Below are 25,096 nucleotides of genomic sequence, written 5' to 3'. Positions count from 1 at the left end.
CGGCCGTGATGATCGACGGTACGAGCGTAATGTGTCGTCGTTGTTTCGGGCCAACGACACATTCGTGGCCTGCATCTCGTTTTGATCTCGAACGGCGGAAGCGCTCCCGCGCGGCGCCCGGATCGAGCGCTCCACCCCATAGGGGTGCCGGGAATGCGACGCGGCGCGCGCGCCTTAGAATCGACGAGTCGAGAATTCTCGGATCGACACGCCGTCACCCCGATCTGCACGCGCCCGACGGCGACGGGCGCAGGAGGACCCATGGAGCACCACGACCCCTTCGGCTTCGTCGGACTGACCTACGACGACGTCCTGCTGCTGCCGGGACACACCGACGTCATCCCGAGCGAGGCGGACACCTCCAGCCGGGTCACTCGCCGCATCACCGTGGCCACCCCGCTCATCTCCGCCGCGATGGACACCGTCACCGAGACGCGCCTCGCGATCGCGATCGCGCGGGAGGGCGGCATCGGGATCATCCACCGGAATCTGTCGATCGCCGACCAGGCGGCAATGGTCGACCGCGTCAAGCGCAGCGAGTCGGGAATGATCACCGACCCGATCACGACAACGCCCGAGGCCACGATCGAAGAGGTCGACGGGCTGTGCGCGCAGTACCGCATCTCGGGTCTGCCGGTCGTCGACGCCGAGGGGCGTCTGGTGGGTATCGTGACCAACCGCGACATGCGCTTCGTGTCGGGCTTCGAGCGTCAGACCACTCTCGTGAAAGACGTCATGACGAGCGAGGGCCTGGTCACCGGGAACGTGGGCATCGGCGCGAACGAGGTCATCGCCCTGTTCGCCGAGCACCGCGTCGAGAAGCTGCCGCTCATCGACGACGAGGGCAAGCTCGCCGGCCTCATCACCATCAAGGACTTCGACAAGAGCGAGAAGTATCCGCTGGCGACCAAGGACGAGCACGGCCGCCTGCGCGTCGGTGCCGCGATCGGCTTCTTCGGGGATGCGTGGGAGCGCGCCGAGGCCCTCCGCGACGCGGGTGTCGACGTCGTCGTGGTCGACACCGCCAACGGGCAGTCGGCGGGCGTGATCGAGATGGTGCGGCGCATCAAGGGCGATCGGTCGTTCGACCACATCGACGTCATCGGCGGAAACGTCGCGACCCGCGAGGGTGCGCAGGCACTCATCGACGCGGGCGTCGACGCGGTGAAGGTCGGTGTCGGCCCGGGGTCCATCTGCACCACGCGCATCGTCGCCGGCGTCGGCGTGCCCCAGGTGACGGCGATCTACGAGGCCTGGCTGGCGGCGCGTGAGGCAGGCATCCCGGTCATCGCCGACGGCGGCCTGCAGTACTCCGGCGACATCGCCAAGGCCCTCGTCGCGGGTGCCGAGAGCGTCATGATCGGATCGCTCCTGGCCGGAACCGACGAGTCGCCGGGCGAGGTCGTCTTCCAGGGCGGCAAGCAGTTCAAGCTCTATCGCGGGATGGGTTCCCTCGGCGCCCTGCAGACGCGCGGCAAGAAGACGTCGTACTCGAAGGATCGCTACTTCCAGGCCGATGTGCCCAACGACGACAAGCTGATCCCGGAGGGGATCGAGGGGCAGGTGGCCTACCGCGGCCCCGTCTCCGCGGTCGCCTACCAGCTGGTCGGCGGCCTCCGTCAGTCGATGTTCTACGTCGGCGCGCGCACGATCGACGAGCTGAAGGCCAAGGGGAAGTTCGTGCGCATCACCTCTGCGGGGCTGAAGGAGTCGCACCCGCACGACGTGCAGATCGTCGTCGAGGCGCCCAACTACAAGCGCTGACCTCGCGCGCTTGCGGCGCCGCGCCGCGAGGCCCGGAGCCCGCGCCGCGCGGCGCCGAGGTCGGAGAGTCGCGCCGATGTCGGACGATTTGCGCAGGATCCTCCGACATCGGACCGATGCTCCGACGTTCCGCCGGGGCGACAGCGGCGTACAGTCGGCGGCATGTGCCGGAACATCCACACGCTCCACAACTTCGAGCCCGCGGCGACGAGCGACGAGGTGCACGCCGCGGCGCTGCAGTACGTGCGCAAGATCGCCGGGACGACGAAGCCGTCGCAGGCGAACCGCGATGCATTCGACCGTGCCGTCGCCGACATCGCTCATGCCACGCAGCACCTGCTGGACGACCTCGTGACCAGCGCGCCGCCGAAGAACCGCGACGAGGAGGCGGCGAAGAAGCGCGCCCGCGCCGAGGCCTCCGGGCGCTACTCGGCCGCCTGACCCGCCCGCGTCTGCCCCGCCCGCGGCGCCTGACCGCCCGCGTCTGCCGCGACATTCTCTGCCGCCGCATCGTCGGAGAATCGCGTCGATGTCGGACGATTCGCGGCGAATCCTCCGACATCGGCCCGTTTCTCCGACATCGGCGGGGGAGGGGATGCGCCCGGCGGCCGGATGCGGCGGGCGGGCGGCGGGGGGTGCGGCGGGCGCGGGGCAGGGATGCCCGGCGGCTGGATGCGGCAGCGCCGGCCGAGGCGGCAAAGGCGCCGGGGGCAGAGGGATGCGGCGGGCGGGCGGGTAGGCTGGCCCGGTGAGCATGGAGATCGAGATCGGCCGCGCCAAGCGGGCCCGCCGCGCGTTTACGTTCGACGACCTCGCCGTCGTCCCCTCGCGCCGCACGCGCAACCCGGAGGACGTCTCGACCGCGTGGACCATCGACGCGTTCTCCTTCGACATCCCCGTCATCGGCGCGCCGATGGACTCGGTGGTGAGCCCCAAGACCGCGATCATGCTCGGCCAGCTCGGCGGACTCGGCGTGCTCGACCTCGAGGGGCTGTGGACTCGCTACGACGACCCCGAGCCGCTCCTCGCCGAGATCGCGTCGCTGCCGGACGACCAGGCGACCCGTCGCATGCAGGAGCTGTATGCCGCACCGATCCAGCCGGAACTGGTGCGGGATCGACTCTCCGAGATCCGCGCGGCCGGTGTGACCGTCGCCGGTTCCCTCACGCCGCAGCGCACGCAGGAGCTCTACGAGACCGTCGTCGCGGCCGGGGTCGACCTCTTCGTCATCCGCGGCACCACCGTCTCGGCCGAGCACGTGTCATCGGTGGCGGCGCCGCTGAACCTGAAGAAGTTCATCTACGACCTCGACGTGCCGGTCATCGTCGGCGGTGCGGCGACGTACACCGCCGCCCTCCACCTGATGCGCACCGGCGCCGCCGGTGTGCTCGTGGGCTTCGGCGGGGGCGCGAGCTCGTCCACCCGCGCCACCCTCGGCATCCACGCACCCATGGCCACGGCGCTCGCCGACGTCGCCGGCGCCCGTCGCGACTATCTCGACGAGTCGGGCGGCCGCTACGTGCACGTGATCGCCGACGGCGGCGTGGGAACCTCGGGCGACCTCGTCAAGGCTCTCGCGATGGGGGCGGATGCGGTCATGCTCGGCGTCGCTCTCGCGCGCGCGACCGATGCCCCCGGCCTCGGGTACCACTGGGGCCCGGAGGCGCATCACCCGAAGCTGCCCCGCGGACGCCGCGTGGCCGTGAACCAGCTCGCCGACCTCGAGTCGGTGCTGTACGGTCCGGCTCCGGTCGCCGACGGCACGGTCAACCTCATCGGCGCCTTGAAGAAGTCGATGGCCACGACCGGGTACTCAGACCTGAAGGAATTCCAGCGCTGCGAGGTCGTCGTGGCGCCGTATCAGGCCGGATGACCACCGCCGACCCGCACCCGGCACCACCGGAGGTCTTCCCGCCGACGCTGCGCGAGGTCATGCTGCGCCCGCGCTGGCTCGGCGTGCTGGCCCTGTGCCTGGTGGTGGCCGGCGTGTTCGCCTGGCTCGGACAGTGGCAGCTCTCCCGCGCGGTCGACATGCAGCCGCTCCCCGAGGGTGTCACCGAGCAGGTGCAGCCCATCGACGACGTCGTGCAGCCGGGGGAGTACCTGCCCGAGCCGCTCGTCGGGCAGCGGGTGACCGTGACCGGCGCGTTCGTCCCCGACGACTACATCGTCGTCTCCTCGCGCTACAACGACGGTGTGGAGGGCTACTGGGTGACGGGTCAGTTCCGCGTCGCGACCGCCGAGGCGCCGACGTCGCTGGCGGTCGCCGTCGGGTGGGCGGCCACCGAGGAGGAGGCGCTCGCCGCCGCAGAGCAGCTGTCCGAGGATGCGGCTGAACGACCGAACGATGCCGCGGCGCTCGCACTCACCGGCCGGCTCATCTCCGACGAGGGGCCCGTCCCGCCGCCGCAGAGCGCGGATCCCCTCACCCTCACCCGCATGTCGCCGGCCGCGCTTCTCAGCCGGTGGAGCGACGCGGACGGCATCGACGTGTACCGTCCGTACCTGGTGTCGGAGACGGCATCCGAGCCCCTGCAGCAGATCACCACGCGCCCGCCCGATCAGGGATCCGGTGTGAACTGGCTCAACATCTTCTACGCCGCCGAATGGGCGATCTTCGCGGGCTTCGCGTTCTACATGTGGTACCGCCTGGCGCGCGATGCGTGGGAGAAGGAGGTCGAAGACCTCGAGGATGCCGCGGCTGCGTAGCGCGGAACGGGGTGTCTGAGGCGCCGACTAGAATCGATGCATGCCGCGCGCCCCGAAGCTCTCCTCGTTCCCGGCGATCCGCGGCGCTCTGAAGTTCTACCAGGTGGCGTCGATCATCACGGGTGTCGGCCTGCTTCTGCTGGTCGCCGAGATGATCCTCAAGTACACGCCGCTGCACGTCGAGCTGTTCGCCGGCGGGTCCGGCGGAGCGCTGTGGTTCGCGACGGTCATCCCCGGTGCCGATTGCCAGTGGTGGTCGCTGTTCGCGCCGATGACCAACGACTGCGAGATGGTCTCCACCGGCGACGGCCTGAACATCTCCCTGTTCATCCTCGTGGCGCACGGCTGGTTCTACGTCGTGTACCTGTTCGCGTGCTTCCGCATCTGGAGCCTCATGCGCTGGCACTTCGGCCGATTCATCGTGCTGGCCCTCGGCGGCATCGTGCCGCTGCTGTCGTTCTTCATGGAGGCCCGCGTTGCGCGCGAGGTGAGGGCCTACCTGCGACAGCGTGAAGACGACGAGCTCCACACCCATGCCGCGCACTCGACGCTGACCCACGAGATTCCGACGGAGAACCACCGGTGACAGAATCCCCCGACCACATCGATCGCACCGATACGTTCGACGGCGCCGACACGAGCCCGTCGATCGAGGGTGACACCGAGTTCCGCCCGGTACTCGTCGTCGACTTCGGTGCCCAGTACGCCCAGCTCATCGCCCGCCGCGTGCGCGAGGCCGGCGTCTACAGCGAGATCGTCCCGCACACCGCCACGGCCGAGGAGATCGCCGCGCGCGAGCCGCTCGGCATCATCCTCTCCGGCGGTCCCTCGTCGGTGTACGAGGAGGGCGCGCCCTCGCTCGATGCCGGCGTGTTCGACCTCGGGGTTCCGACGCTCGGCATCTGCTACGGATTCCAGGTGATGGCCCGCACGCTCGGCGGCGAGGTTGCGAACACGGGCCTGCGCGAGTACGGCGCGACGGATGCCGCGCTCTTCGGCGACGGCGGCGTTCTGCTGGGCGGCCAGCCGGCCTCGCAGAACGTGTGGATGAGCCATGGCGACCAGGTCTCCCGTGCGCCCGAAGGCTTCGACGTGCTCGCCTCCACCGATGCCACCCCCGTGGCCGCCTTCGGCAACGACGAGCGCCGCATGTACGGCGTGCAGTGGCATCCCGAGGTCAAGCACTCCGACCACGGCCAGGCGGTGCTGGAGAACTTCCTGCACAAGGCGGCCGGCCTTCCCGCCGACTGGAACAGCGGCAACGTCATCGCCGAGCAGGTCGAGAAGATCCGCGCGCAGGTCGGCACCGGCCGCGTGCTGTCGGCGCTGTCGGGCGGCGTGGACTCAGCCGTGTCGACGGCTCTCGTGCACGAGGCTGTCGGGGACCAGCTCGTCGCCGTCTTCGTCGACCACGGGCTGCTGCGCAAGGGCGAGCGCGAGCAGGTCGAGCAGGATTACGTTGCCTCCACCGGTGTGCGTCTCGTGACCGTCGACGCTCGTGAGCAGTTCCTGCGTGCGCTCGAGGGCGTGAGCGACCCGGAGGAGAAGCGCAAGATCATCGGGCGCGAGTTCATCCGCTCGTTCGAGAAGGCCCAGGCCGACCTCGTCGCCGAGGCGGCTGCCGACGGCGAGCCCATCCGCTTCCTCGTGCAGGGCACGCTCTATCCCGACGTCGTCGAATCCGGCGGGGGCACGGGCACGGCCAACATCAAGAGTCACCACAACGTCGGCGGGCTTCCCGAAGACCTGCAGTTCGAGCTCGTCGAACCGTTGCGCACCCTGTTCAAGGATGAGGTGCGTGCGATCGGACGCGAGCTCGGGCTGCCCGAGGTCATCGTCGCCCGCCAGCCGTTTCCGGGGCCCGGCCTCGGCATCCGCATCGTGGGTGAGGTCACCGCTGACCGCCTCGAGATCCTGCGTGACGCCGACGCCATCGCCCGCGAGGAGCTGACGAAGGCGGGGCTCGACGGGGAGATCTGGCAGTGCCCGGTGGTGCTCCTGGCCGACGTGCGCTCGGTCGGCGTGCAGGGAGACGGCCGCACGTACGGGCATCCGATCGTGCTGCGACCGGTCTCGAGCGAAGACGCGATGACCGCCGACTGGACCCGCCTGCCCTACGACGTGCTGTCGAAGATCTCCAACCGCATCACGAACGAGGTGTGCGAGATCAACCGCGTGGTGCTGGATGTGACGTCCAAGCCGCCGGGGACCATCGAGTGGGAGTGAGCTCCCACTCGAGACGGATGCGGTGGCACTCGGTCGCGCCAGCGGCCGAGTGGGAGTGAGTCGAGGCGGGTCACTGCCGCAAAGCGGCGTTGAGGCTCCTGCGACTCCGATCGAGTAGGCGGCGAAGCCGACGTATCGAGATCTCCCGAGACGGCTTCAGACGCGACGGCGGGAGTCGAACCCGCAACGCGATCGGGTATGAACCGTCGCCCGGGACCGCCCGGATCGCCGCGATACCGCCACGTTAGCGTCGGCGGAGAGCGGGGCGAAGAGTGTGTCGCCCCGTGACAGAGCCGCGGTGGGCGACGGCCTCATGAGCTGTCGCGCCACGGCCGGTGAGAGGGGATGGTCGTGGGGCGCTCGTGCCGCTCGTGCGGGTGCTGTGGCACCTGGCTCTCCGCCGGTGCACCCGTCTCCTCGTCGACCACCATCGTGCGGGAGGGCGCTCTCACGACGTCGCGGTCGGCGAATCGTCGGCCCGTGATCGTCACCGGCGTCAGGCGGAACACGTGCGGCTTGTAGCGCGGACTGGCCGTCAGCAGGCGCGAGACGCCGCTGCGCTCGATCTCCGTCGCGTCGCCGACCCGTTCGGCTCGACCGCGCAGCACGACGCTCCACCAGCCGTCATCGTCGTGACCGTCGACTTCGAAGGCTGAGGCCGGGTGCGTCGTCAGGCGCACCACCTTCGTGTCCGAGGCGGTGCGGAAGTAGACCGCGCCTTCGTGCGCGGCGATGTTGACGGGGAAGAGGTCGGGGCCGCCGTCGTCGCGGATGATCGCGAGCCTCCCGACGCTCTCGCCCTCGATGCGCGTCCAGCACTCGGCGGTGCTGAGGTGGTGCGGGGCGGAAGTCATGTTTCTGCTCCTTTCCCGGTGGGTGCTTCCAGCATCTCGCTCCCGCGCTGCCGGTTCAAGGGCTCGGGCTGTTGTTGCGCCCGGCCCATGGGTCATACGTGGCGATCAGTTCCTCCTGCGGGGGTCGATCGGCCTCGTCGACGTGCTGCAGGTTCACCCGGACGCGGTACCAGAGCGAACTCGAGCCGCGCATCCCGTCGATGAGCACGTCTGCCGGGTGCAGCTGGGCGGCCGCGGCGGGGTGTGATGATCGCCACGTCTCGAGCGCATCCTGCGCCTCGGGCTTGGTCTTCGTGCGGGCCACCTCGATGAGCGGCATCGTCGATGCCCGCCGTCCGGAACCGTCGGTGCGCCGCGGCGGTTTCTCCGCGGGACCCAGGTCATCGGCGAGTCGCAGCAGGGCGGTGAGGTCCCCGGCGGCGGCGTCGATGCCGTCGTGCGGGTCGCCGATCTGCGCGAAACGCTCGGGCACGGTGCGGGCGGTGAACTCGGCGGGGCGGCGTTCCCGCACCTCGTCCCAGTGCAGCGGCGTCGACACGCGCGCATCCGGAACCGGCCGGATCGAGTACGCGGAGGCGACCGTACGGTCCTTGGCGTTCTGGTTGAAGTCGACGAAGACGCTCTCGCCGCGCTCCTCCTTCCACCAGCGAGCCGTCGCCAGGCCGGGCGCCCGGTTCTCGACCTCGCGGGCGATCGTCTCGGCGGCCCGGCGAACCGCGGCGTAGTCCCACGAGGGCGTGATGCGAACGAGGATGTGCATCCCGCGGGAGCCGCTCGTCTTGGGCCAGCCGGCCAGGCCCACGTCGTCGAGCACGTCGCGGGCGACGAAGGCGACATCCACGATCTGCGCCCATTCCACCCCCGGCATGGGGTCCAGATCGATGCGGAGCTCATCGGGATGGTCGAGGTCTTCGGCCCGCACGGGGTGGGGGTTGAGGTCGAGGCATCCGAGGTTCGCAACCCAGGCGAGCCCGGCCGCATCCCGGATCACGGCCTCCTCAGCCGAGGTTCCGCGGGCGTAGTGGAGCGTGGCGGTGTCGATGAACAGCGGGTGGTTCTCGGGCACGCGCTTCTGGAAGAAGGGTTCGACGTCGATGCCGCGGGGGAAGCGCTTGAGCACCATCGGGCGTCCGGCCGCGCCCCGCAGAGCGCCGTCGGCGACGGCGAGGTAGTACCGCACGATGTCGATCTTCGTCAGGCCGGCTTGCGGGAAGACCACCTTGTCGGGGCTCGTGATCCGCACGTCGGTGCCGTCGACGTCGATCACCTCGGCCGGGCTCTTCGCGGGTGTCATACGCCGGACGCTACTCGGCCCGCCTCGCCGCGGCCACCGCTTGCCTCCCGCCCCCGCCTGTGCCCACGCGCGTACCTCTGCCCACGCGCCTGCTGCAGCCCGGCCTGCCCCGTGTCCTAACTCAGGCTCGGTGCGCAGGCGAGGCCCTGGATTCCCTCTCCCACCGGTGCCGTCTTCTCTCTCAGCCTGAGTTCGGGCACGTAGGCGGCGGGCGAGGTAGGCGCCGTGCGCCGTGGTTCGGGCACGTGGGGGCGGGTGAGGCCGTCTTGCTGGGGCGGGCGCCCGGTTCAGGTGCCGGGGGCGGGTGAGGCAGGCGCGCCGGGTTCAGGTGCCGGGGGGCGGGTGAGGCCGGCTTGTCGGGGTTCGGGCGCCCGGTGAGGCCGTCTTGCCGGGGCGGGTGAGGCCGGCTTGTCGGGGCGGTCACCGGCGCCTGCCTCCGGGGACGGGGCGGCGGCCGGCTGGTCGACGGCAGCGGCGCGGTGTGCCCTAACTCAGGCTCGGCGCATGCCGGGGTGCGGAATCGGCGTCGATTCCGCAGCTCTCGCCTCGCGCAGCCTGAGTTAGGACCGCGATGGAGAAAGGAGGAGCGGCGGACGACGAAGGGCCGCCCCGGTTGGGACGGCCCTTCGTGCGCGGATGGGGGTCAGTTGCTGCCGCGGATGATCGCGATCATGCGGAGGATCTCGACGTAGAGCCACACGACGGTGACCATGATGCCGAAGCCGCCCAGCCAGCCCATCTGACGCGGGACGCCGTTGCGGACGCCTTGCTGGATCTGGTCGAAGTCGAGCACCAGGGAGTACGCCGCCATGATCACCACGAGCACACCGAGGATGAGGCCGAGCGGGATGCCGAAGATCGTCTCGCTGCGCAGACCGAACGCGTTGTCGGTGACGCCGAACAGCATGAGGCCGACGTTCACGAGCGAGAAGACGAGGTAGCCGACCATCGCGATGAGGAAGATCTTGGTGGCGCGCTTGGACGCACGGATCTTGCCGCTGGCGAACAGGGCCAGCGTGACGCCGACGACGACGAGGGTGGCGAGGGTCGCCTGTGTGACGATTCCCGGCCAGATGAATTCGAAGAACGCCGAGATGCCGCCCACGAACAGTCCCTCGGCTGCGGCGTAGGCGAAGATCAGGCCCGGGCGCACCTTTTTGCGCGAGGTGAAGATCACCACGAGCGACAGGACGAATCCGACCAGCCCACCGACGATCATCGGCAGCACGGTCGGGTTGGGGTTCTGTGCGGTGACCGGAGCCATCGTCCAGATCCAGCCGGCCACGGCGCCGACCACGAGGATCGCGAACAGGCCGATGGTCTTGGCGACCGTGTCTTCGATCGTCATGCGGCCGGTGTCGGTCGAACCGGCCGACGGGGCGGAGTACATGCCCTCGAGGTTCGCCTGGGCGGCGGCGTCGGTGCCGGCGCGCTGCGCGGTGGCGAACTGCGTCGGGCCGCCGAGGTTCGCCGCGTTCGCACCTCCCGGGTAGCTCTGCACGGCGCGCGGGTCCTGGAACGCCGGGTTGTTGAATGCGGGGTTGTTGAGGGCCACTGCTCTCACACTCCAAAGTCGCGGGGTTTCACAGCATCGTGCTGTTGTCCAACACTAACCGAACCGCGCTATTCCGCGGGAGTAGGCGGCTGTGAGAGGGCTATGAACGGATGCTTCTCCCGGGCCTGATCCGCGGCCGCGGCCCTGGCACGCGTAGCCTGATCCCGTGCCCCGTCCCCTCGTGATCGGCCACCGCGGCGCGCCCGGCTATCGCCCCGAACACTCGCGGTCGTCGTATGAGCTCGCGCTCGCCCAGGGCGTCGACGCGGTCGAGCCGGACGTCGTCGTCTCGCGCGACGGCGTGCTCGTGGTGCGGCACGAGAACGAGATCTCCGGAACCACCGACGTGGCGGAGCGCCCGGAGTTCGCCGACCGGCGCACCACCAAGACGATCGACGGGGTGGCGTGGACCGGTTGGTTCGTCGAGGACTTCGTCTGGGATGAACTGTCGACCCTGCGCTGCCGGGAACGCCTTCCCGACCTCCGGCCCGACAGTGCGGCGCACGACGACGGCGAACCGGTGCTGTGCCTGCGGAACGTGCTCGATCTTGTGCGCGACCGCGGCGGCGGGCGCGTCGGCGTCGTGCTCGAGATCAAGCACGCGACGTACTTCGCCTCACTCGGGTGGGATGTCGCTTCCCTCGTGGTCGCCGAACTCGCCGCGGCAGGGTGGACCGACGGTACACCGCCGCTCACCGTCGAGTCTTTCGAGCCGACCGTGCTGACCGACCTCCACGAGCGCGGACTGGCGGCGGCATCCGTGCTGCTGCTCGATGCATCCGGCAAGCCCGCCGATCTCGTGGCGCGGGACGGGTCGGCAGCGCCCACCTTCGCTTCCTTCGCCGAGCCGGAGGGTCTCGATCGCCTTGTCGGCGCTGTCGACGGCATCAGCGTGCACAAGCGGATGCTGCTCGCGTCCAACGCGCTCGGCCACGCCGGCAGTTCCGTCGTGCCTGCGCTGAACCGACCCCGGGTCGTCGTCGACGCACACGCCCGGGGCCTGTCGGTCTTCACGTGGACGTGCCGCCCCGAGAACGCCTTCCTCACCCGGCGGTTCCGCACCGGCGGCGGTCGCGCCGCGCACGGCGACTGGCGTGCGGAGTGGACTCTGCTGCGCGACGCCGGCGTCGACGGCGTCTTCGTCGACCATCCCGACCTCGGCGTCGAGGTCTTCCGCGCCTGACCCGTCCGTCGCTTACCCGTCCGCGCCTGACCCGTCCGCGCCTGACCCGTCCGTCGCTGACCCTTCCGCGACTGAGCGCGCCCCAGCCCGGGCCGCCGATGTCGGAGAATCGCGCCGATGTCGGAGGGTTCCCGCCGCATCCTCCGACATCGGGCCGATTGTCCGACCAGGCGGGGGACGGATGCGTAGGGTGCTGGTCATGGGGGAAACGCATCAGGATGATGCCGGCGGCATCGTCGTGTCAGATCTGCGCCGCTCGTTCGGCACCGTGCACGCGGTGCGCGACGTCGGCTTCACGGCCGCTCCAGGCCGGGTGACGGCGCTCGTCGGTCCGAACGGGTCGGGGAAGACGACGCTGCTGCTCATGCTCGCCTCGCTCCTGGCGCCCGACGCCGGCTCCATCCGCATCGCCGGCCTCGACCCCGCCGTCGATGCGCAGGCCGTTCGCGGTCGGCTCGGATGGATGCCGGACGCCCTCGGCGCGTGGGGAAGCCTCACCTCGCGGGAGACCCTCATCGTCACCGCCCGGCTGTACGGGATGCCGGCGGATGCGGCCGCCGCCCGCGCGGAGCACCTGATCCACGAGGTCGACCTCGCCGCGCTCGCCGATGCGCCGGCGCGTGTGCTGTCGCGGGGGCAGAAGCAGCGGCTCGGCCTCGCGCGCGCCCTGGTGCACGACCCTCCGGTGCTGCTCCTGGACGAGCCGGCCTCGGGCCTGGACCCGCAGGCTCGGATCCACCTGCGGGTGCTGCTGCGTCGGTTCGCGGCGGAGGGGCGCACGGTGCTCGTCTCCAGCCACATCCTCAGCGAGCTGGAGGAGATCGCCGACGACGCGGTGTTCCTGGTGGAGGGACGCACCGTGAGTGCACCGCCGCGCGAGGGCTCGACCGCGACGACGCCCTGGCGCATCCGCGTCGTGGGGGATCCCAAGAAGGCGATCGAGCCGGTCGCCGCGGCCCTCGGCATCGAGCCGTTCACCGTCGGGTTCGACCGTCGAGAGCTCGTGGTGCCGTTCGCGGGGGAGGCGGCGGCAGCCGAGGCCCTCGCCCGCATCGTCGGCACCGGGGTGCCGGTGGCCGAGTTCGCCCCCGCGCACGGCGACCTCGAGCGCGCGTTCCTCGAGCTGAGCCGCGATGCGGATGCCGCGCCCGACCGCGCGGACGGCGACGAAGAAGCGGACCGCGACGAAGGAAATGTCGCATGAACGCGCAGCGGCTCGGCACGCTCATCCGCCTCGAGCTGACCCAGCGCACCCGCAGTGTCGCGTGGTACGTGCTGCTGAGCGTCTTCGCCCTGCTCCTGGTCATCGTCAGCGTGCTGTCGTTCCTGGGGTGGCAGTGGGTGCCGGAGCCCGGCGCCGCCATCTACTCCACGGTCGTGGCGTTCACGCTGCTCCTGGTCGTGCTCGTCTCTCCCACCTTCAGCGGGAACGCGATCAACGGCGACCGGGAGGCAGCGACCCTCGCGCCCGTGCAGGTGACCCTCGCCACCACGGGTGAGATCGTCATCGGCAAGTTCCTCGCCGCCTGGATCGCCGGTCTCGCCTTCGTCGCGGTGTCCGTGCCCTTCCTCGTGATCGCGACGTTCGCCGGCGGTGTCGACCCCCTCACCGTCATGATCTCGCTGGCCGTTCTCGTAGTTGAGATCGGCGTGCTCGCCGCGATCGGGGTGGCCCTCAGCGGCATCCTGTCCCGCCCGCTCTTCTCGGTGGCGACCGCGTACCTCGTGGTCGCCGCGCTCGTGATCGGCACGCTGATCGCGTTCGCGCTCGCGGGGGCGACCATCCGCACCGAGACGACGCATCAGACCCGCACCTACGACTGGTCGTCGGTGGGGCCGAACGACGATCCGCCGTGCGCGCCGGGGCAGTCCTCGACGGCGGCGTATCCCTGCAACGAAGACATCGAGTGCGGTGAGTGGGAGACATACACCTCCGAGACACCGCGCTTCGATCGGGTCTGGTGGATGCTCGCGCCCAACCCGTTCGTCATCCTCGGCGACGCCGCGCCCGGCCGGTTCGACGCGAACGGCAACCCCCAGGACGTCTTCTCGCAGCTGAAGACGGGCATCGCCTACGCGCAGCAACCGCCCGAGCTGGAGACTCAGTGGGACGAGTGCGCGCCGCTGTCATGGACCGAGCAGGACTATCAGACCCCCGAGGAGGTCGTCACCCAGTCGGTGCCGAGCTGGTTCGTCGGCCTCGGACTGCAGATCGTCCTCGCCGGCGGACTCCTGGCGTGGGCCTGGGCACGCACCCGCACGCCGGCGGGCCGTCTGCCGCGCGGCACCCGCATCGCCTGATCCTGCCCGCCCGCTGCCGCGCCCGGCTGCCTCGGGCCTGCCTCGGCTGCCTCATCCCACCCGCCCAGCCCAGCCCCGCCCGGCCCGGCTGCCTGCTGGCCTCGGGCCCGCCTCCGACATGCATGCGTGGGGCTGGGGCCAGGCGCCGGAGGCCGCGGCGGCTGGGGCCTGGGGCGGCTGGGGTCAGGGGCGGGTGAGGCTGGCGAGCAGGCGCTGGGCGGTGAGGGCGGTGTCGTGCCAGGACGGCAGGGCACGCCCCGCGCGCGCCGTGGCCGCGGACATGTCCGCTCGGCGGGCCGGATCGGCGAGCAGGATGCGCAGCGCGTCGGCGAAGGCGGCCGGATCCTCGGGTGGAACCAGCAGTCCCGCATCGGCGGGCACCGTGTCGGGCACGGCGCCGGTGCGGCACGACACGATCGGCAGGCCGCGGGCGAGGGCCTCGTCGAACACCAGTCCGTAGCCCTCGTACCGTGTCGCGAGTGCGAAGACCGCCGCCTCGCGCGCGAGGGCGTCGCGCTCGGCATCCGAGACGGCGCCGGCCAGCCGCACACGACCCTCGAGTCCGAGTTCGCCGCGCAGACGCGCCAACTCGGCGGCGTGGGCCGGGTCCCACGCGGACCCGACGATCACGGCGCGCCAGGGCGCATCCGTCACGCGTGCGAGGGCGCGCAGCAGCACGTCGTGTCCCTTGCGGGGGTGCTGGATGCCGACCGACAGCACGAGCGGCGGATCACTCGGCGCGCGTACCCCCGTCGGCCGATCGGTGCCGGGTCGCGCGACCGTGATCCGCTCCGGGTCCGCGCCGTATTCCGACACGAGCATGCGCCGGGTGTGCGGGCTGGGGACGAGCACGGCGTCGGCGCGACGGAGATTGGCCCGCTCGGTCTCGAAGAGGTACCGGCGCCGCTCCGCGGTGAGACCCTCCTCGAGGGCGAGCGGATGGTGCACCATCCCGACGACCGGGGCGGCGATGGCCGCGAGAGCCTCGGGCGAGAGGGAGCCGAAGACGAACCCGTCGACGATCAGCGGACGATCCGGCGGCACCGCCGCCAGTGCCGCCGCGGCCTGTGCGTGGTCGTCGGGTGTGGGATCGGGGAAGGAGCCGCCGAGCCGGATGAGCTCGGTCGGCGTTCCCGCGTCGCGCAGCCCGTGCAGGAGGCGCTTCTCGTAGAGGTAGCCGCCGGTCACCGTCTCCAGGTCGCCGGGTACGGCGAAGGCCGCCTCGATCACGTCGCCTGCTCCGGCGCGTACACGCGCAGCACGCGCGCCTCCACGGCGCTCACGAGGGCGTAACCGAGCGCCGAAAGCGCCGTCACGACGACGACCGCGCCGGCGAGCAGGTCGTATCCCGAGCGCGACGCCGCCAGGGCCATGAGGCTCCCCACCCCGGAGCCCAGCGCGAGCCACTCGACCACCGTGACCGCCAGCACCGCCGCCGGCACGCTCATCCGAGCCGCCGCGAAGAACGCGGGGAGCATCGCGGGGATGCGCACGCGCACCAGCTGCACCCTCGCCGGGGCGGCATAGGACCGCAGCACATCGAGCGCCTGGCCGGGGGCTCGACGCAGGCCCTCGAGGCACGCGATGAGGGTGGGGAAGAACACCATGACCGCCACCAGGGCGACGCCCCCGACCGCACCGCGGCCGAGCAGCAGCACGACCAGGGGAGCGGTCGTGACGATCGGCACGGCGCGCAGGGCGATCGCGAACGGCATCGACACAGCTGCCGCGCGCGGGGCCAGGGTGAGCACGATCGCGAGTCCTGCCCCGGCGGCCAGGCCCGCGAGATACCCCGGCACGGCGAGCGCCGCGGTCTCGCCGATCGCGGCGGCCAGCGCGCCGACGACCTCGCCGTCGTCAGCCGTTCCCGACAGGATCACGACGACGTCGGCGGGCGTACGGGCGAGGAACGGGCTCAGGCCGATCGCGTGGATGCCGCCCCACCACAGCACCAGCAGCACGGCGGCCGCTCCGACCGCGGTCAGGAGCGCGTCGCGCGTGCGATGGCGACGGGATGCGGGGGCGCGGGCCGGCGCGAGGATCAGCGGCGGCCTGTCGCCGTCGACGCGTCGGCCCAGCGCGCCGATCGCGGCGTAGGCGATCACGGACACGGCCGTCGCGATCACCGCGAGGGCCCAGGTCAACTCGATGTCGAGGTCACGGGAGGCGCGGAGGGTCAGCACACCCATTCCGCCGGCGGCTCCGGTGAATTCGCCCACCATGGCGCCCAGGAAGGCGGCGGGCGCTGCGATCTGGAGCCCCGCGACGAGGTAGGGGACGGCGGCCCGGGCGCGCACGTAGCGCAGCTGCGCCGCGCGTCCGCGACCGTAGCTGCGCACCAGGTCGAACCAGGTCGACGGCGCCGCCCGCACGCCCACCAGCAGCGGGATCATCGTGGTGTAGTACACCGCGAGCGCGGCGAGCACGATCTGCGGCCCGTCGCCCGGGCCGAAGACGACGCGCAGCACCGGGCCGGTCGCGACCAGCGGCAGGCAGAACACGACGAGGGCGACGACCGTGATCACCCGCTCCGTGAAAGGTGCGAGCACCGCCAGCGTCGCGAGCAGCACGGCGGCGAGGTTTCCGAGGACGAATCCGATCAGAGCCGCCCGCCCGGTGGTGAGCAGCGCGCGCCACAACAGGTCGGCGTCGGTCCACATCGTGACGGCGATCTCGCTCGGCGCCGCCAGCACGTATGCACCGCTCAGCGCACGCGCCGACGCCTCCCACACCAGCAGCACCGCGACGAGCACGACGGCGATCCCGACGCCTCGACGCGCGCCGTACCGCGTCGGGGCAGGGGTGCCGACTGCCGGCACGGTCACGGCCGCGCGCCGGCTTCCGGTGCGGGCCGGCGCGATCGCGCGAGGGCATCGGCCACGGTGTCGACCAGCCGTTCGAAGGCGGGATCGTGCGCCATCGCGTCGGTGCGCGGGTGCGGCAGCGGCACCGGGATGTCCGCCACGATGCGCGCCGGACGGGGGCTCAGCACCACGACGCGATCGGCGATCCGCACCGCCTCGCGCAGTGAGTGCGTCACGAGCAGCGTCGTCGTGCCGCGGCGTCGCCACAGCGGCGGCAGCTCGGACACGAGGTCGCCGCGGGTGATCTCGTCGACCGCGCCGAACGGCTCGTCCAGCAGAAGCAGGCGCGGTTCGGCGACGAGGGCGCGCGCGATCGCGGCGCGCTGTCGCATCCCGCCCGACAGCGACGCCGGGCGGGTGTCTTCGAACCCGTCGAGTCCGACCCGGGAGATCATCGCGTCGACCGCGGCTCCATCGGCCCGGCGTCCGGCGAGCGTGCGGGCGAGGGCGACGTTGCGACGCACGGTGCGCCACGGAAGCAGCGACGGATCCTGGAACGCCACGGCCAGTTCGCCGCGGGCGGCAACGCTCGCCGGGTGGTCGCCGTCGATGCGCACCTCGCCCGTGGTCGCCGTTTCGAGGCCCGCGATCATGCGCAACAGCGTCGACTTGCCGCATCCGGATGGTCCGACCAGGGCGGTCGTGCGACCGGACTCCAGCACCAGGTCGAGCGGTGCGAGCGCCTCGGTGCCGTCGGGGTACGTCTTCGAGGCGCCTCGCACCTCGACCCGCGGGCCGGGAGCGGTCTCAGGCGCCATGCACCTGCTCCAGGACGGATCGGTCCCACAGCGACGCGTCGACGTCCTGCCCGAGGAGGGCAAGGGTCTCGATGTTCTGCGCGACGGACTCGTCGGACCACCAGCCGAAGCCGTTCGCGTCGGTGGTCCCCGAGAACATCAGCGGCACCTGTCGCTCGGCCTGAAGCCGCTGCGTCTCGAGGTCGAGCCCCGCGTCGGGGAACATGTCCACGGCGAGCTGGGCGGCGGCGTCGGTGTCTTCGCGGTAAGCCTCCCATCCGCGCACTTCACCGCTCATGAGGGCCACGAGGTCGTCGCGCCGGTTGGCGAGGGAGTCCTCGGTGGCGATGTAGGTCTGCGAGTGCAGGGCGTAGCCGTAGTCGGCCATCAGCATCGTGACGCTGTCGACGCCCTGCACGGCCATGGCGACCGGCAGGTCGGTCTCCCAGCACAGCAGGCAGTCGACCTCGCCGGCGAGGAGCGGTTGAGCGGAGTACTGGGTCGGCACGATCTCGATCGCCTCGATGTCGACGTCGTTGAGGGTGCACAGCGTCTCGAGCACCGGCGTGTTGGCGGTGGCCATGCCGATGCGCATGCCCGCCATGTCGGCCGGCTCGTTCACCGGCCGGTCCGGCAGCGAGGCGATCACGAAGGGGTTCTTCTGCATCGCGACCCCGATGATGCGGAACGGGGCGCCCTCGGCGACGGCCGCGGCGGTGTAGTCCGCGGCGGAGACCCCCACCAGCGCGGTACCCGCCACGACCGGCGGCTCCACCGGCGCGTTCGGTCCACCCTGCAGCAGGTCGACCTCGAGACCGGACTCCTGCCACCACCCGCGATCGAGCGCGATGTAGCTGCCGCCGAACTGCACCGAGTGCAGCCACGACAGCTGCAGGCTCGCCGCGCGCGTCGCCGACGGCGAGCCGCCGGTGCCGGGCATGCTGCATGCCGCGCCGACGATGCCGATGGCGCCGACGAGCCCGGCCCCGAGGAGGGTGCGGCGGGAGAGGATCAGTCGATCGTTCATGGATGCTCCTCCGAGAGCGTGGTGTGCGGTGCGTTCGGGCGTGGGATGGATGCGGTGGCGCGGCCCGACGCCGGCGGTTCGGGTGCGCAAGCGGGGCCCGATGCCGTCGGTTCGGCGGCGTGCCGAGCCGTCCACAGGGCGGCGAGGCCCGGAAGCGTGGCGACGAGCGCGACCACGCCGAAGGCGATGCTCGAGGCGAGGGCCTGCGCGCCCGTGATCCCGGCCACCGGGAGGAGCGCCACCGCCGCGGTCTCGCGCACCCCCCAGCCTCCGATGGAGACCGGCAGCAGCATCGACAGCAGCACGAGCGGCACGAGTGTCGCGACCGCGCCGACGGGGAGCGCGGCCCCGACGGCGGCAGTGCAGCACCAGAAGGCCGCGAGCAGGCACGCGACGGCCACCATGCTCAGGGCGGCCTGAGCGCTCCGCACGCCCGGTCCGGTGGTGCTGCGGTGCATGCCGTCCGCGACTCGGGCGGCCCACGCGACGTGTCGGCGGGCGAGCACCCGTGTCGTCATGATCAGGGCGACGAGCACGAGCACCGCCCCGGCGATCCCGATCGAGACGCCGGCCAGCCACGGCCGCGGGAGGGTGAAGCCGCCGGGGAGGGCGGCCGTGACGACCACCCCGACGACGAGGACCACGGCCAGTGCCGCCTGCCCGATCCCGCGTTCGACCGCGACAGCGCCGGCGGCCACGCGCAGGGTCGCCCGGTGACGCGACCGTGCGGCGCGGCCGACGTCTCCGAGCACGCCGCCGGGGAGGGCGGAATTGATCAGCTGCGCGAGGAAGTACTCCTCGACAGCCGTGCGTGCCGACAGGTGCAGGCCCAAGGGCGCTGCGGTCACCTTCCAGCGCCACGCCGCGAAGATCGTGTGGGCGATCAGGAGCGCGACGGCCAGGGCGAGCCATCCGATGTGCGCGGTGGCCAGCAGGTCGGCGACGTCGGGGCCGCCGACGACGCGCCACAGCAGGACCAGGAGGACGACGGTGACGACGGCCTGCGCGGTGCGGATCCACCGCGTGCGCCGACGGGCGGGCCGCCCCGAGTCGGTCACGCCCGACGAGCTTTCGACCGTGGCACGCGCGCGCGGCGCAGGGCCACGACGTCGCTGCCGAACGACCACAGCAGCAGCCCGGCTGTCACCCCGACCATGGCCAGTGCGACGGGCGCAGGGAGGAACGGCACCTGCAGCACGAGCAGGGCCACGAGCTGCAGCACGCACACCACCTTGCGGCTCGCGCGGTCGGCCAGCGGCCCCTTCAGCCAGGGGGCGGCCAGTGCCGCGGCTCCGAACGCGTAGCGCGGCACGCCCAGGAGCACCGCCCACGCTCCGGCCGGTCCGGCGGCCGCCAGCAGAGCCAGGACGAGCGCGAACGCCGAGTCGACCTCCATGTCGAACGCCGCACCGAAGCGAGAGGTGAGGCGCTGACGCCGCGCGAGGTATCCGTCGACGCCGTCCAGGCACAGCGCGATCGTGCCGAGGGCGAGGACCGCCACCGGCTGCGTCGCCCCGGCGAAGAGGATGCCGGCGAGCACCGCGACGACCCCGAGACGCACGAGGGTCACCGCGTTGGCGGCGCCGACCCGGCCGTGACCGTGGTGGGCCCGGAAGCCCGCGATCGACACCACGAGAGCCGCGACCAGGAGGGCGACGGCGCCGCCCGCCGCGGGCGCCGGAAGACGCAGCGACGCGATGATCGCGACGGTACCGGCGACGCACACCGCCGACAGTGAGATGAATCGTCGCAGCGGAGGCAGGCGCGCGGCGGCGCGCGGGGACGCCGACGGGGAGAGCCGCTCTGCCACGGTCATGTCGGCACGCTAGCAACGCGGTGCCCGCCGCGCCCAGCACCTGACCCGGTCGGGTCGGCTGTGGTAAAGACGCGGCATCGGCATCGACTAACGTGATCACATGACGACGGCGGCACGGCGAGGAATCCTCGCCATCGCCACCTTCGTGATCCTCCTGGCGGTCGGAGCGACCTTCGCCCTCGTTCTGCCCGAGGAAGAGCTGCGTCGGTGGGCGGGCGCCCTCGAACAGGCCTCCTTCGCTCCCGTCACCGACGCCGAACGCGCCGAGCGCGACACCGCGATGGCGTGGGTGGCGCGGGTGCTGCTGGTGCTGGCGGCCCTGTGGCTCGTCATCGGCATGCTCGCCGCGCGCACGCGTCTGGTGCGCCGGCCCGGTGCGGCCGCGGCGCGGTCGACGTGGCTGTCGTCGACGCGGCCGTGGCGGGCGCGCGAGTCGACGCTCGGCATGCTGCCGCTGGACCGGCGACTCACGTTCGGCGTTCCGGCCGCGCTGCTCGTGGGCACGAGCGTGGTGCAGGCCTCCTTCCTCGCCCTCACCGAACTCGTCATCACCTTGCTCGGTTGGGGCGTCGTCGCGATCGTGCTGCGGCTGCTGGCGGGCAGGCGGTCGCCGTGGCCGGTCTTCGCCGCTGCCGGAGGAGCGCTGGTGGGCCGGTGCACGATCATGCTCGGGGCGATGTCGGTCGCCGGTCCCGGGGGGTTCTGGGACACCGTCTGGGCCAACGCCGTGACGCGCACCGTTTACGTCGCGCTCGTGTTCGCCCTGTTCGTGTGGGTGTTCGTCGCCGCCGGGTGGGCGCTGGTGACCCAGCTGCGGCGACCGGCGCGGGCCGCCGCCGTGGGCTGAACGGCCGCGCTCAGGCGCGCACGATGGGCACGGCGCCGCGGGCGGCGTCCACGTCGACGATGTCCTTGCCCAGCGGCATGAGCGAGATCGGCACGAGCTTGAAGCTCGCGATGCCGAGCGGGATGCCGATGATGGTCAGGCACATCGCGACTCCCGTGACGATGTGGCCGATCGCGAGCCAGATTCCGGCGAAGATCACCCAGATGACGTTGCCGAGGAACGACCCCACGCCGGCTCCCGGCTTGTCGACGATCGTGCGGCCGAACGGCCACAGGGCGTACAGGCCGACACGGAAGGATGCGATCGCCCACGGGATCGTGATGATGGGGATGCACAGCAGCACACCGGCGAGCAGGTAGGCGAGGAACATCCAGAAGCCCGACAGCACGAGCCAGATGATGTTGAGGACCAGGCGCATGCCTCTCATCATGGCGCAGCCGGCCGGGAGTCCTCTGGGGGCGGAGCGGCCGGGCGCGCTCCTTGCCGCTCTAGAGTGAGGGCCATGACCAGCCAGAGTCCGGCGTCAGCCGGCGACCTCGTCGTGCGCATCGTCCGCAGTGCCGCGGACGACCTCGACCAGACCCGCGCCGGGATGCTCGAAGACGTGCCGGACGGCCTGCACCAGCACCGCACGCGCGTTCGCCGCCTGCGCAGCGTGCTCGCCGGGTTCCGCGACGTGCTCGACGAGCCCGCCGTCGAGCGGCTGCGCGTGCTCTACGCCGAGTGGGGTCGGCAGCTCGGTGTCGCGCGCGACCTCGAGGTCCTCGCCGACGCGGGGGAAGCCGAGCTCGCTTCACGCGGCATCGCGGACGGCGCCGCCTTCGAGCGTCTCGTCGACCGACCGCGCGCCGAGTACGCGCGTGCGCACGCGCGCCTCGGGGAACTGATCGACCTTCGGCGTGCGCGCGAGAGGGACCGGCTGCTGCGCGGATTCGTCCTCGAGCTCCGCGTCGACGACCCGCAGGCGCCCGCCGACGATCTCGTCTCGACGGTGCTGCGGCACGAAGCGCGACGCGTGCTCCGGGCCGCGAAGCTGCTCGACGGCACGAATGCGCCGCTCCACGCGCTGCGCAAGGCGGCGCGGCGTCTGCGCTATGTCTCCGAGGCGATCGCCTCCGCCGCGCCCGAGGTGCACCCGGAGCAGGTCGCGACGCTCGCGGACGCGGGCGACGCCATCCACGACCGCCTCGGCGGCCATCGCGACGCCGTCGCCTTCCTCGCCTTCGTCGAGCGCGAAGGCGTGCTCGCCGGGCGTGCGGGTGAACCCGCCGACGTCTACGGCGACATCGTGCGTACGGTGCGCGGCGGGACGGGAGAGAAGCCGCCGGGCGTGAAGAAGCCGCTGGCGCGGATCCGCGAGGCCCGTCTCGCCCTCGACTGAGGCAGTGTCGGCGGGTCGTTCTAGACTGGTGGGGCAATGACCGACGCCTTCGCGGCCGCCTCCGACGCGGCATCCGTCCCGCTCATCGTCGGCGCCGACGCCGGCCCCCGCTCCGGGGATTCCCGCGTCGACGCCGACCTCGTCGAGGGTCTCAACCCGCCCCAGCGCGACGCCGTGACCTACCGCGGCAAGGCGCTGCTGATCGTGGCCGGGGCCGGCTCCGGCAAGACGCGCGTGCTCACCCATCGCATCGCGAGCCTGCTCCGCACGCGCGATGCGTGGCCCAGCCAGATCCTGGCGATCACCTTCACCAACAAGGCCGCCGGCGAGATGCGCGAACGCGTGGAACAGCTCATCGGCGATCGCGCCCGCGGCATGTGGATCTCCACCTTCCACTCGGCCTGCGTGCGCATCCTGCGCCGCGAGGCCGAGCAGTTCGGTTTCACGCGGTCGTTCACCATCTACGACTCGGGCGACTCGCGCGCGCTCATCAAGCGCCTCGTGAAGGAGCACGAGGCGGATGCCTTCGGTCTCACCCCCGCCGCGGTGCAGTCGAAGATCTCCAAGCTCAAGAACGAGCTCGCCGACGCGGAGTCGTATGCGCGTCAGGCGAACATGAGCGACCCGGCCGAACGGGTGTTCGTCGAGGTGTTCGGCGACTATCAGCGCTCGCTGCAGCGGGCCAACGCCTTCGATTTCGACGACCTCATCGCGCAGACGGTCTACCTCTTCCGGGCTTTCCCGACGGTCGCAGACACCTATCGGCGTCGATTCCGCCACATCCTCGTGGACGAGTATCAGGACACCAACCACGCCCAGTACGCGCTCATCCACGAACTCACCCGTCCGCCGGGCGTCGACAGCGAACCTGTCGGCGGCGGCGCAGGCATGATGATCTGGGATGCCGAGCCGGACGAAGCAGACGCGGCGTCGCTGACGGTCGTGGGCGACTCCGATCAGTCGATCTACGCGTTCCGGGGCGCCGACATCCGCAACATCAGCGAATTCGAGCGCGACTTCCCCGGTGCCAAGGTCGTGCTGCTGGAGCAGAACTACCGGTCGACGCAGAACATCCTCTCGGCCGCGAACGCCGTCATCGGCAACAACTTCGACCGCAAGGACAAGAAGCTGTGGACCGACGTCGGCGCGGGGGAGCAGATCGTCGGCTTCACCGGCTACTCGCAGCACGACGAGGCGCAGTTCGTCGCCGATGAGATCGAGCGGCTCCACCGCGACGGCGTGGACTACTCCCAGATCGCGGTCTTCTACCGCACCAACAGTCAGTCACGCGCGCTGGAGGAGATCTTCATCCGCTCCGCGCTGCCCTACAAGATCATGGGCGGCACCAAGTTCTACGAGCGCGCCGAGATCAAGGACGCCCTGGCGTACCTCATCGCCGTCGCCAACCCCGCCGACGAGATGGCGGTGCGCCGCATCCTCAACAAGCCCCGCCGCGGCATCGGCGACGTCACCGAGACCGCGATCGCCCGGTACGCCGCCGACGAGCGCATCACGTTCCGCGACGCGCTGGCCAACGCCTCAGCACTGGGGGTCGGCCCGAAGATCCAGGCGGCCATCCTGCAGCTCGACGCGGTGATCGCGGAGGCGTCCGAACTCATGCTGCCGCCGTCGGGCGAGCTCGCCCCGCCGACCGCGGTCGCCGAGGGCCTGCAGCTGCTGCTGAACAAGAGCGGATACTCGGATGCGCTGCGCGCGAGCCGCGATCCGCAGGACGAAGCGCGGTTGGAGAACCTCGACGAGCTCGTCGCGGTCGCGCGCGAGTTCGCCCGCAACAACCCCGACGGCACGGTCATCGACTTCCTCGCCGAGGTCGCCCTCGTCGCCGACGCCGACGACCTCGACGACGCATCCGGCTCCGTCTCGCTCATGACGCTCCACACCGCGAAGGGTCTCGAGTACGACGCGGTCTTCGTCACCGGCGTCGAGGAAGACCTCATCCCGCACCGCATCTCGGCGGGCGAACCGGGCGGCCCGCAGGAGGAGCGGCGCCTGTTCTACGTCGGCATCACCCGTGCCCGCAAGCGCCTCCACCTGTCGCTCGCGATGACCCGCGCGCAGTTCGGCGAGGTGACGGTGGCGATGCCGAGCCGTTTCCTGCAGGAGATCCCGGCCGAGCTGCTGCACTGGCGCCAGTCGCCCGGCGACGTCAACTCGCGCGGGGGGACCCGCTCGCGTGCGCTCAACGCGCGGGGCGGATCGGCGCGAGGCGGCGGCGGCCGGTACGGCGACGATCTCGTGCCGCTCGGGCGCCGGGAGCCGAAACCCTCCCTCGACAAATTCACCAACCGCATCCCGGCGAAGGTGCGCGACAACGGCGACATGGTGCTCGCGCCCGGCGACCGCATCCGGCACGACGACTTCGGCGAAGGGCGCATCGACACCGTCACGGGGGAGGGCGCCAAACGTGTGGCGCACGTGCGCTTCGACACGGCCGGCCCGAAGAAGCTTCTCGTGAAGATCGCGCCGATCGAGAAGATCGGCTGAGGGTCGCCGCCGCCGGGGTGGCTCCGCGGCAGG

Annotated in this window: 22 protein-coding genes and 1 tRNA gene; 12 read left to right on the top strand and 11 right to left on the bottom strand. The window is 71.5% G+C overall.

Annotated features, from left to right (window positions below; all coding sequences use genetic code 11):
• The first annotated feature begins 261 nt into the window (after positions 1–261).
• The 6 genes from guaB to guaA all read left to right on the top strand — a co-directional run bounded on the left by guaB (position 262) and on the right by guaA (position 6,699).
• Complete coding sequence (guaB, locus tag IM777_RS12850) at positions 262–1,764, top strand: IMP dehydrogenase (RefSeq protein ID WP_071046046.1); 1,503 nt, start codon at positions 262–264, stop codon at positions 1,762–1,764.
• 162 nt (positions 1,765–1,926) lie between these two features.
• On the top strand, positions 1,927–2,205 hold the full coding sequence (locus tag IM777_RS12845; protein ID WP_194383642.1) for a DUF2277 domain-containing protein: 279 nt from the start codon (positions 1,927–1,929) through the stop codon (positions 2,203–2,205).
• A 313-nt stretch (positions 2,206–2,518) separates the two neighbouring features.
• Positions 2,519–3,637 (top strand): GuaB3 family IMP dehydrogenase-related protein, encoded by a 1,119-nt coding sequence (locus IM777_RS12840; RefSeq protein WP_071044579.1) that lies wholly within the window; start codon positions 2,519–2,521, stop codon positions 3,635–3,637.
• Positions 3,634–4,473 carry an SURF1 family protein gene (locus IM777_RS12835; protein WP_228480802.1) on the top strand — a complete coding sequence of 280 codons (840 nt, stop codon included), beginning with the start codon at positions 3,634–3,636 and terminating at the stop codon, positions 4,471–4,473. The genes IM777_RS12840 and IM777_RS12835 overlap by 4 nt, the downstream gene beginning before the upstream one ends.
• Before the next feature lie 40 nt (positions 4,474–4,513).
• Entirely contained in the window at positions 4,514–5,059 is a 546-nt protein-coding gene (locus IM777_RS12830) for a DUF3817 domain-containing protein (RefSeq protein ID WP_194383641.1), read from the top strand.
• Positions 5,060–5,121: 62 nt separating this feature from the next.
• Complete coding sequence (gene guaA / locus IM777_RS12825; RefSeq protein WP_194385560.1) at positions 5,122–6,699, top strand: glutamine-hydrolyzing GMP synthase; 1,578 nt, start codon at positions 5,122–5,124, stop codon at positions 6,697–6,699.
• A 160-nt stretch (positions 6,700–6,859) separates the two neighbouring features.
• On the opposite strand, the gene IM777_RS12820 is transcribed toward guaA, so the two are convergent.
• The 4 genes from IM777_RS12820 to IM777_RS12805 all read right to left on the bottom strand — a co-directional run bounded on the left by IM777_RS12820 (position 6,860) and on the right by IM777_RS12805 (position 10,402).
• Positions 6,860–6,932, bottom strand: a tRNA-Met gene (locus IM777_RS12820).
• Between the two features lie 78 nt (positions 6,933–7,010).
• Positions 7,011–7,553, bottom strand: a complete 543-nt coding sequence (locus tag IM777_RS12815) for a pyridoxamine 5'-phosphate oxidase family protein (protein ID WP_071044582.1) — start codon at positions 7,551–7,553, stop codon at positions 7,011–7,013.
• Between the two features lie 55 nt (positions 7,554–7,608).
• Positions 7,609–8,847, bottom strand: coding sequence for a non-homologous end-joining DNA ligase (gene ligD, locus IM777_RS12810; RefSeq protein ID WP_194383640.1), 1,239 nt, complete (start codon positions 8,845–8,847; stop codon positions 7,609–7,611).
• Positions 8,848–9,490: 643 nt separating this feature from the next.
• On the bottom strand, positions 9,491–10,402 hold the full coding sequence (locus IM777_RS12805; protein WP_194385559.1) for a Bax inhibitor-1/YccA family protein: 912 nt from the start codon (positions 10,400–10,402) through the stop codon (positions 9,491–9,493).
• Between the two features lie 166 nt (positions 10,403–10,568).
• On the opposite strand from IM777_RS12805, the gene IM777_RS12800 reads away from it, so the two are divergent.
• The 3 genes from IM777_RS12800 (at position 10,569) to IM777_RS12790 (ending at position 13,886) form a co-directional block, all read left to right on the top strand.
• Positions 10,569–11,585 (top strand): glycerophosphodiester phosphodiesterase family protein, encoded by a 1,017-nt coding sequence (locus tag IM777_RS12800; RefSeq protein ID WP_194383639.1) that lies wholly within the window; start codon positions 10,569–10,571, stop codon positions 11,583–11,585.
• A gap of 199 nt (positions 11,586–11,784) precedes the next feature.
• Positions 11,785–12,789, top strand: coding sequence for an ABC transporter ATP-binding protein (locus IM777_RS12795; protein WP_194383638.1), 1,005 nt, complete (start codon positions 11,785–11,787; stop codon positions 12,787–12,789).
• Positions 12,786–13,886 carry an ABC transporter permease gene (locus IM777_RS12790; RefSeq protein ID WP_194383637.1) on the top strand — a complete coding sequence of 367 codons (1,101 nt, stop codon included), beginning with the start codon at positions 12,786–12,788 and terminating at the stop codon, positions 13,884–13,886. The genes IM777_RS12795 and IM777_RS12790 overlap by 4 nt, the downstream gene beginning before the upstream one ends.
• Before the next feature lie 183 nt (positions 13,887–14,069).
• Here IM777_RS12790 and IM777_RS12785 read toward each other — a convergent pair whose 3' ends face one another.
• Genes IM777_RS12785 through IM777_RS12760 form a run of 6 tightly spaced genes read right to left on the bottom strand, consistent with a single transcriptional unit; the run spans position 14,070 to position 20,330 of the window.
• Entirely contained in the window at positions 14,070–15,116 is a 1,047-nt protein-coding gene (locus IM777_RS12785) for a glycosyltransferase family 4 protein (RefSeq protein WP_228480801.1), read from the bottom strand.
• Complete coding sequence (locus IM777_RS12780) at positions 15,113–16,711, bottom strand: ABC transporter permease (RefSeq protein ID WP_228480800.1); 1,599 nt, start codon at positions 16,709–16,711, stop codon at positions 15,113–15,115. Before IM777_RS12780 ends, IM777_RS12785 begins: the two co-directional genes overlap by 4 nt.
• Positions 16,708–17,508, bottom strand: coding sequence for an ABC transporter ATP-binding protein (locus IM777_RS12775; protein WP_194383636.1), 801 nt, complete (start codon positions 17,506–17,508; stop codon positions 16,708–16,710). The genes IM777_RS12780 and IM777_RS12775 overlap by 4 nt, the downstream gene beginning before the upstream one ends.
• A complete protein-coding gene (locus IM777_RS12770) occupies positions 17,498–18,514 on the bottom strand; it encodes an ABC transporter substrate-binding protein (protein WP_071044590.1) in 1,017 nt (338 codons plus the stop codon). The genes IM777_RS12775 and IM777_RS12770 overlap by 11 nt, the downstream gene beginning before the upstream one ends.
• Entirely contained in the window at positions 18,511–19,572 is a 1,062-nt protein-coding gene (locus IM777_RS12765) for a lysylphosphatidylglycerol synthase transmembrane domain-containing protein (RefSeq protein WP_194383635.1), read from the bottom strand. The genes IM777_RS12770 and IM777_RS12765 overlap by 4 nt, the downstream gene beginning before the upstream one ends.
• Positions 19,569–20,330, bottom strand: a complete 762-nt coding sequence (locus IM777_RS12760; RefSeq protein WP_194383634.1) for a CDP-alcohol phosphatidyltransferase family protein — start codon at positions 20,328–20,330, stop codon at positions 19,569–19,571. The genes IM777_RS12765 and IM777_RS12760 overlap by 4 nt, the downstream gene beginning before the upstream one ends.
• A 100-nt stretch (positions 20,331–20,430) precedes the next feature.
• Here IM777_RS12760 and IM777_RS12755 point away from each other — a divergent pair, with 100 nt between their 5' ends.
• Positions 20,431–21,177, top strand: coding sequence for a hypothetical protein (locus tag IM777_RS12755; protein ID WP_194383633.1), 747 nt, complete (start codon positions 20,431–20,433; stop codon positions 21,175–21,177).
• 10 nt (positions 21,178–21,187) lie between these two features.
• Here IM777_RS12755 and IM777_RS12750 read toward each other — a convergent pair whose 3' ends face one another.
• The gene (locus IM777_RS12750) at positions 21,188–21,595 is read right to left on the bottom strand and encodes a YccF domain-containing protein (protein ID WP_071044594.1); all 408 of its coding nucleotides are present in this window, start codon (positions 21,593–21,595) and stop codon (positions 21,188–21,190) included.
• 84 nt (positions 21,596–21,679) lie between these two features.
• On the opposite strand from IM777_RS12750, the gene IM777_RS12745 reads away from it, so the two are divergent.
• Complete coding sequence (locus IM777_RS12745) at positions 21,680–22,558, top strand: CHAD domain-containing protein (RefSeq protein ID WP_194383632.1); 879 nt, start codon at positions 21,680–21,682, stop codon at positions 22,556–22,558.
• A 36-nt stretch (positions 22,559–22,594) separates the two neighbouring features.
• Positions 22,595–25,063: an ATP-dependent helicase gene (locus tag IM777_RS12740; RefSeq protein WP_194383631.1), complete on the top strand. Its 2,469-nt coding sequence runs from the start codon at positions 22,595–22,597 to the stop codon at positions 25,061–25,063.
• Positions 25,064–25,096: the final 33 nt, after the last annotated feature.

The organism is Microbacterium luteum, from assembly GCF_015277875.1.
GTDB lineage: Bacteria > Actinomycetota > Actinomycetes > Actinomycetales > Microbacteriaceae > Microbacterium > Microbacterium luteum.
The sequence above is the reverse complement of the archived record's forward strand: the minus strand, read 5'-3'. Positions and strand labels throughout refer to the sequence as shown.

What these genes read in the sequence shown, in the direction of transcription:
- IM777_RS12775 (WP_194383636.1), bottom strand. Translation starts at nt 17,508, where the DNA reads ATGGCGCCTGAGACCGCTCCCGGCCCGCGGGTCGAGGTGCGAGGCGCC.
- IM777_RS12840 (WP_071044579.1), top strand. Translation starts at nt 2,519, where the DNA reads ATGGAGATCGAGATCGGCCGCGCCAAGCGGGCCCGCCGCGCGTTTACG.
- IM777_RS12750 (WP_071044594.1), bottom strand. Translation starts at nt 21,595, where the DNA reads ATGCGCCTGGTCCTCAACATCATCTGGCTCGTGCTGTCGGGCTTCTGG.
- IM777_RS12755 (WP_194383633.1), top strand. Translation starts at nt 20,431, where the DNA reads ATGACGACGGCGGCACGGCGAGGAATCCTCGCCATCGCCACCTTCGTG.
- IM777_RS12835 (WP_228480802.1), top strand. Translation starts at nt 3,634, where the DNA reads ATGACCACCGCCGACCCGCACCCGGCACCACCGGAGGTCTTCCCGCCG.
- IM777_RS12790 (WP_194383637.1), top strand. Translation starts at nt 12,786, where the DNA reads ATGAACGCGCAGCGGCTCGGCACGCTCATCCGCCTCGAGCTGACCCAG.
- ligD (WP_194383640.1), bottom strand. Translation starts at nt 8,847, where the DNA reads ATGACACCCGCGAAGAGCCCGGCCGAGGTGATCGACGTCGACGGCACC.
- IM777_RS12745 (WP_194383632.1), top strand. Translation starts at nt 21,680, where the DNA reads ATGACCAGCCAGAGTCCGGCGTCAGCCGGCGACCTCGTCGTGCGCATC.
- IM777_RS12740 (WP_194383631.1), top strand. Translation starts at nt 22,595, where the DNA reads ATGACCGACGCCTTCGCGGCCGCCTCCGACGCGGCATCCGTCCCGCTC.
- IM777_RS12795 (WP_194383638.1), top strand. Translation starts at nt 11,785, where the DNA reads ATGGGGGAAACGCATCAGGATGATGCCGGCGGCATCGTCGTGTCAGAT.
- IM777_RS12760 (WP_194383634.1), bottom strand. Translation starts at nt 20,330, where the DNA reads ATGACCGTGGCAGAGCGGCTCTCCCCGTCGGCGTCCCCGCGCGCCGCC.
- guaB (WP_071046046.1), top strand. Translation starts at nt 262, where the DNA reads ATGGAGCACCACGACCCCTTCGGCTTCGTCGGACTGACCTACGACGAC.
- IM777_RS12845 (WP_194383642.1), top strand. Translation starts at nt 1,927, where the DNA reads ATGTGCCGGAACATCCACACGCTCCACAACTTCGAGCCCGCGGCGACG.
- IM777_RS12770 (WP_071044590.1), bottom strand. Translation starts at nt 18,514, where the DNA reads ATGAACGATCGACTGATCCTCTCCCGCCGCACCCTCCTCGGGGCCGGG.
- IM777_RS12830 (WP_194383641.1), top strand. Translation starts at nt 4,514, where the DNA reads ATGCCGCGCGCCCCGAAGCTCTCCTCGTTCCCGGCGATCCGCGGCGCT.
- IM777_RS12815 (WP_071044582.1), bottom strand. Translation starts at nt 7,553, where the DNA reads ATGACTTCCGCCCCGCACCACCTCAGCACCGCCGAGTGCTGGACGCGC.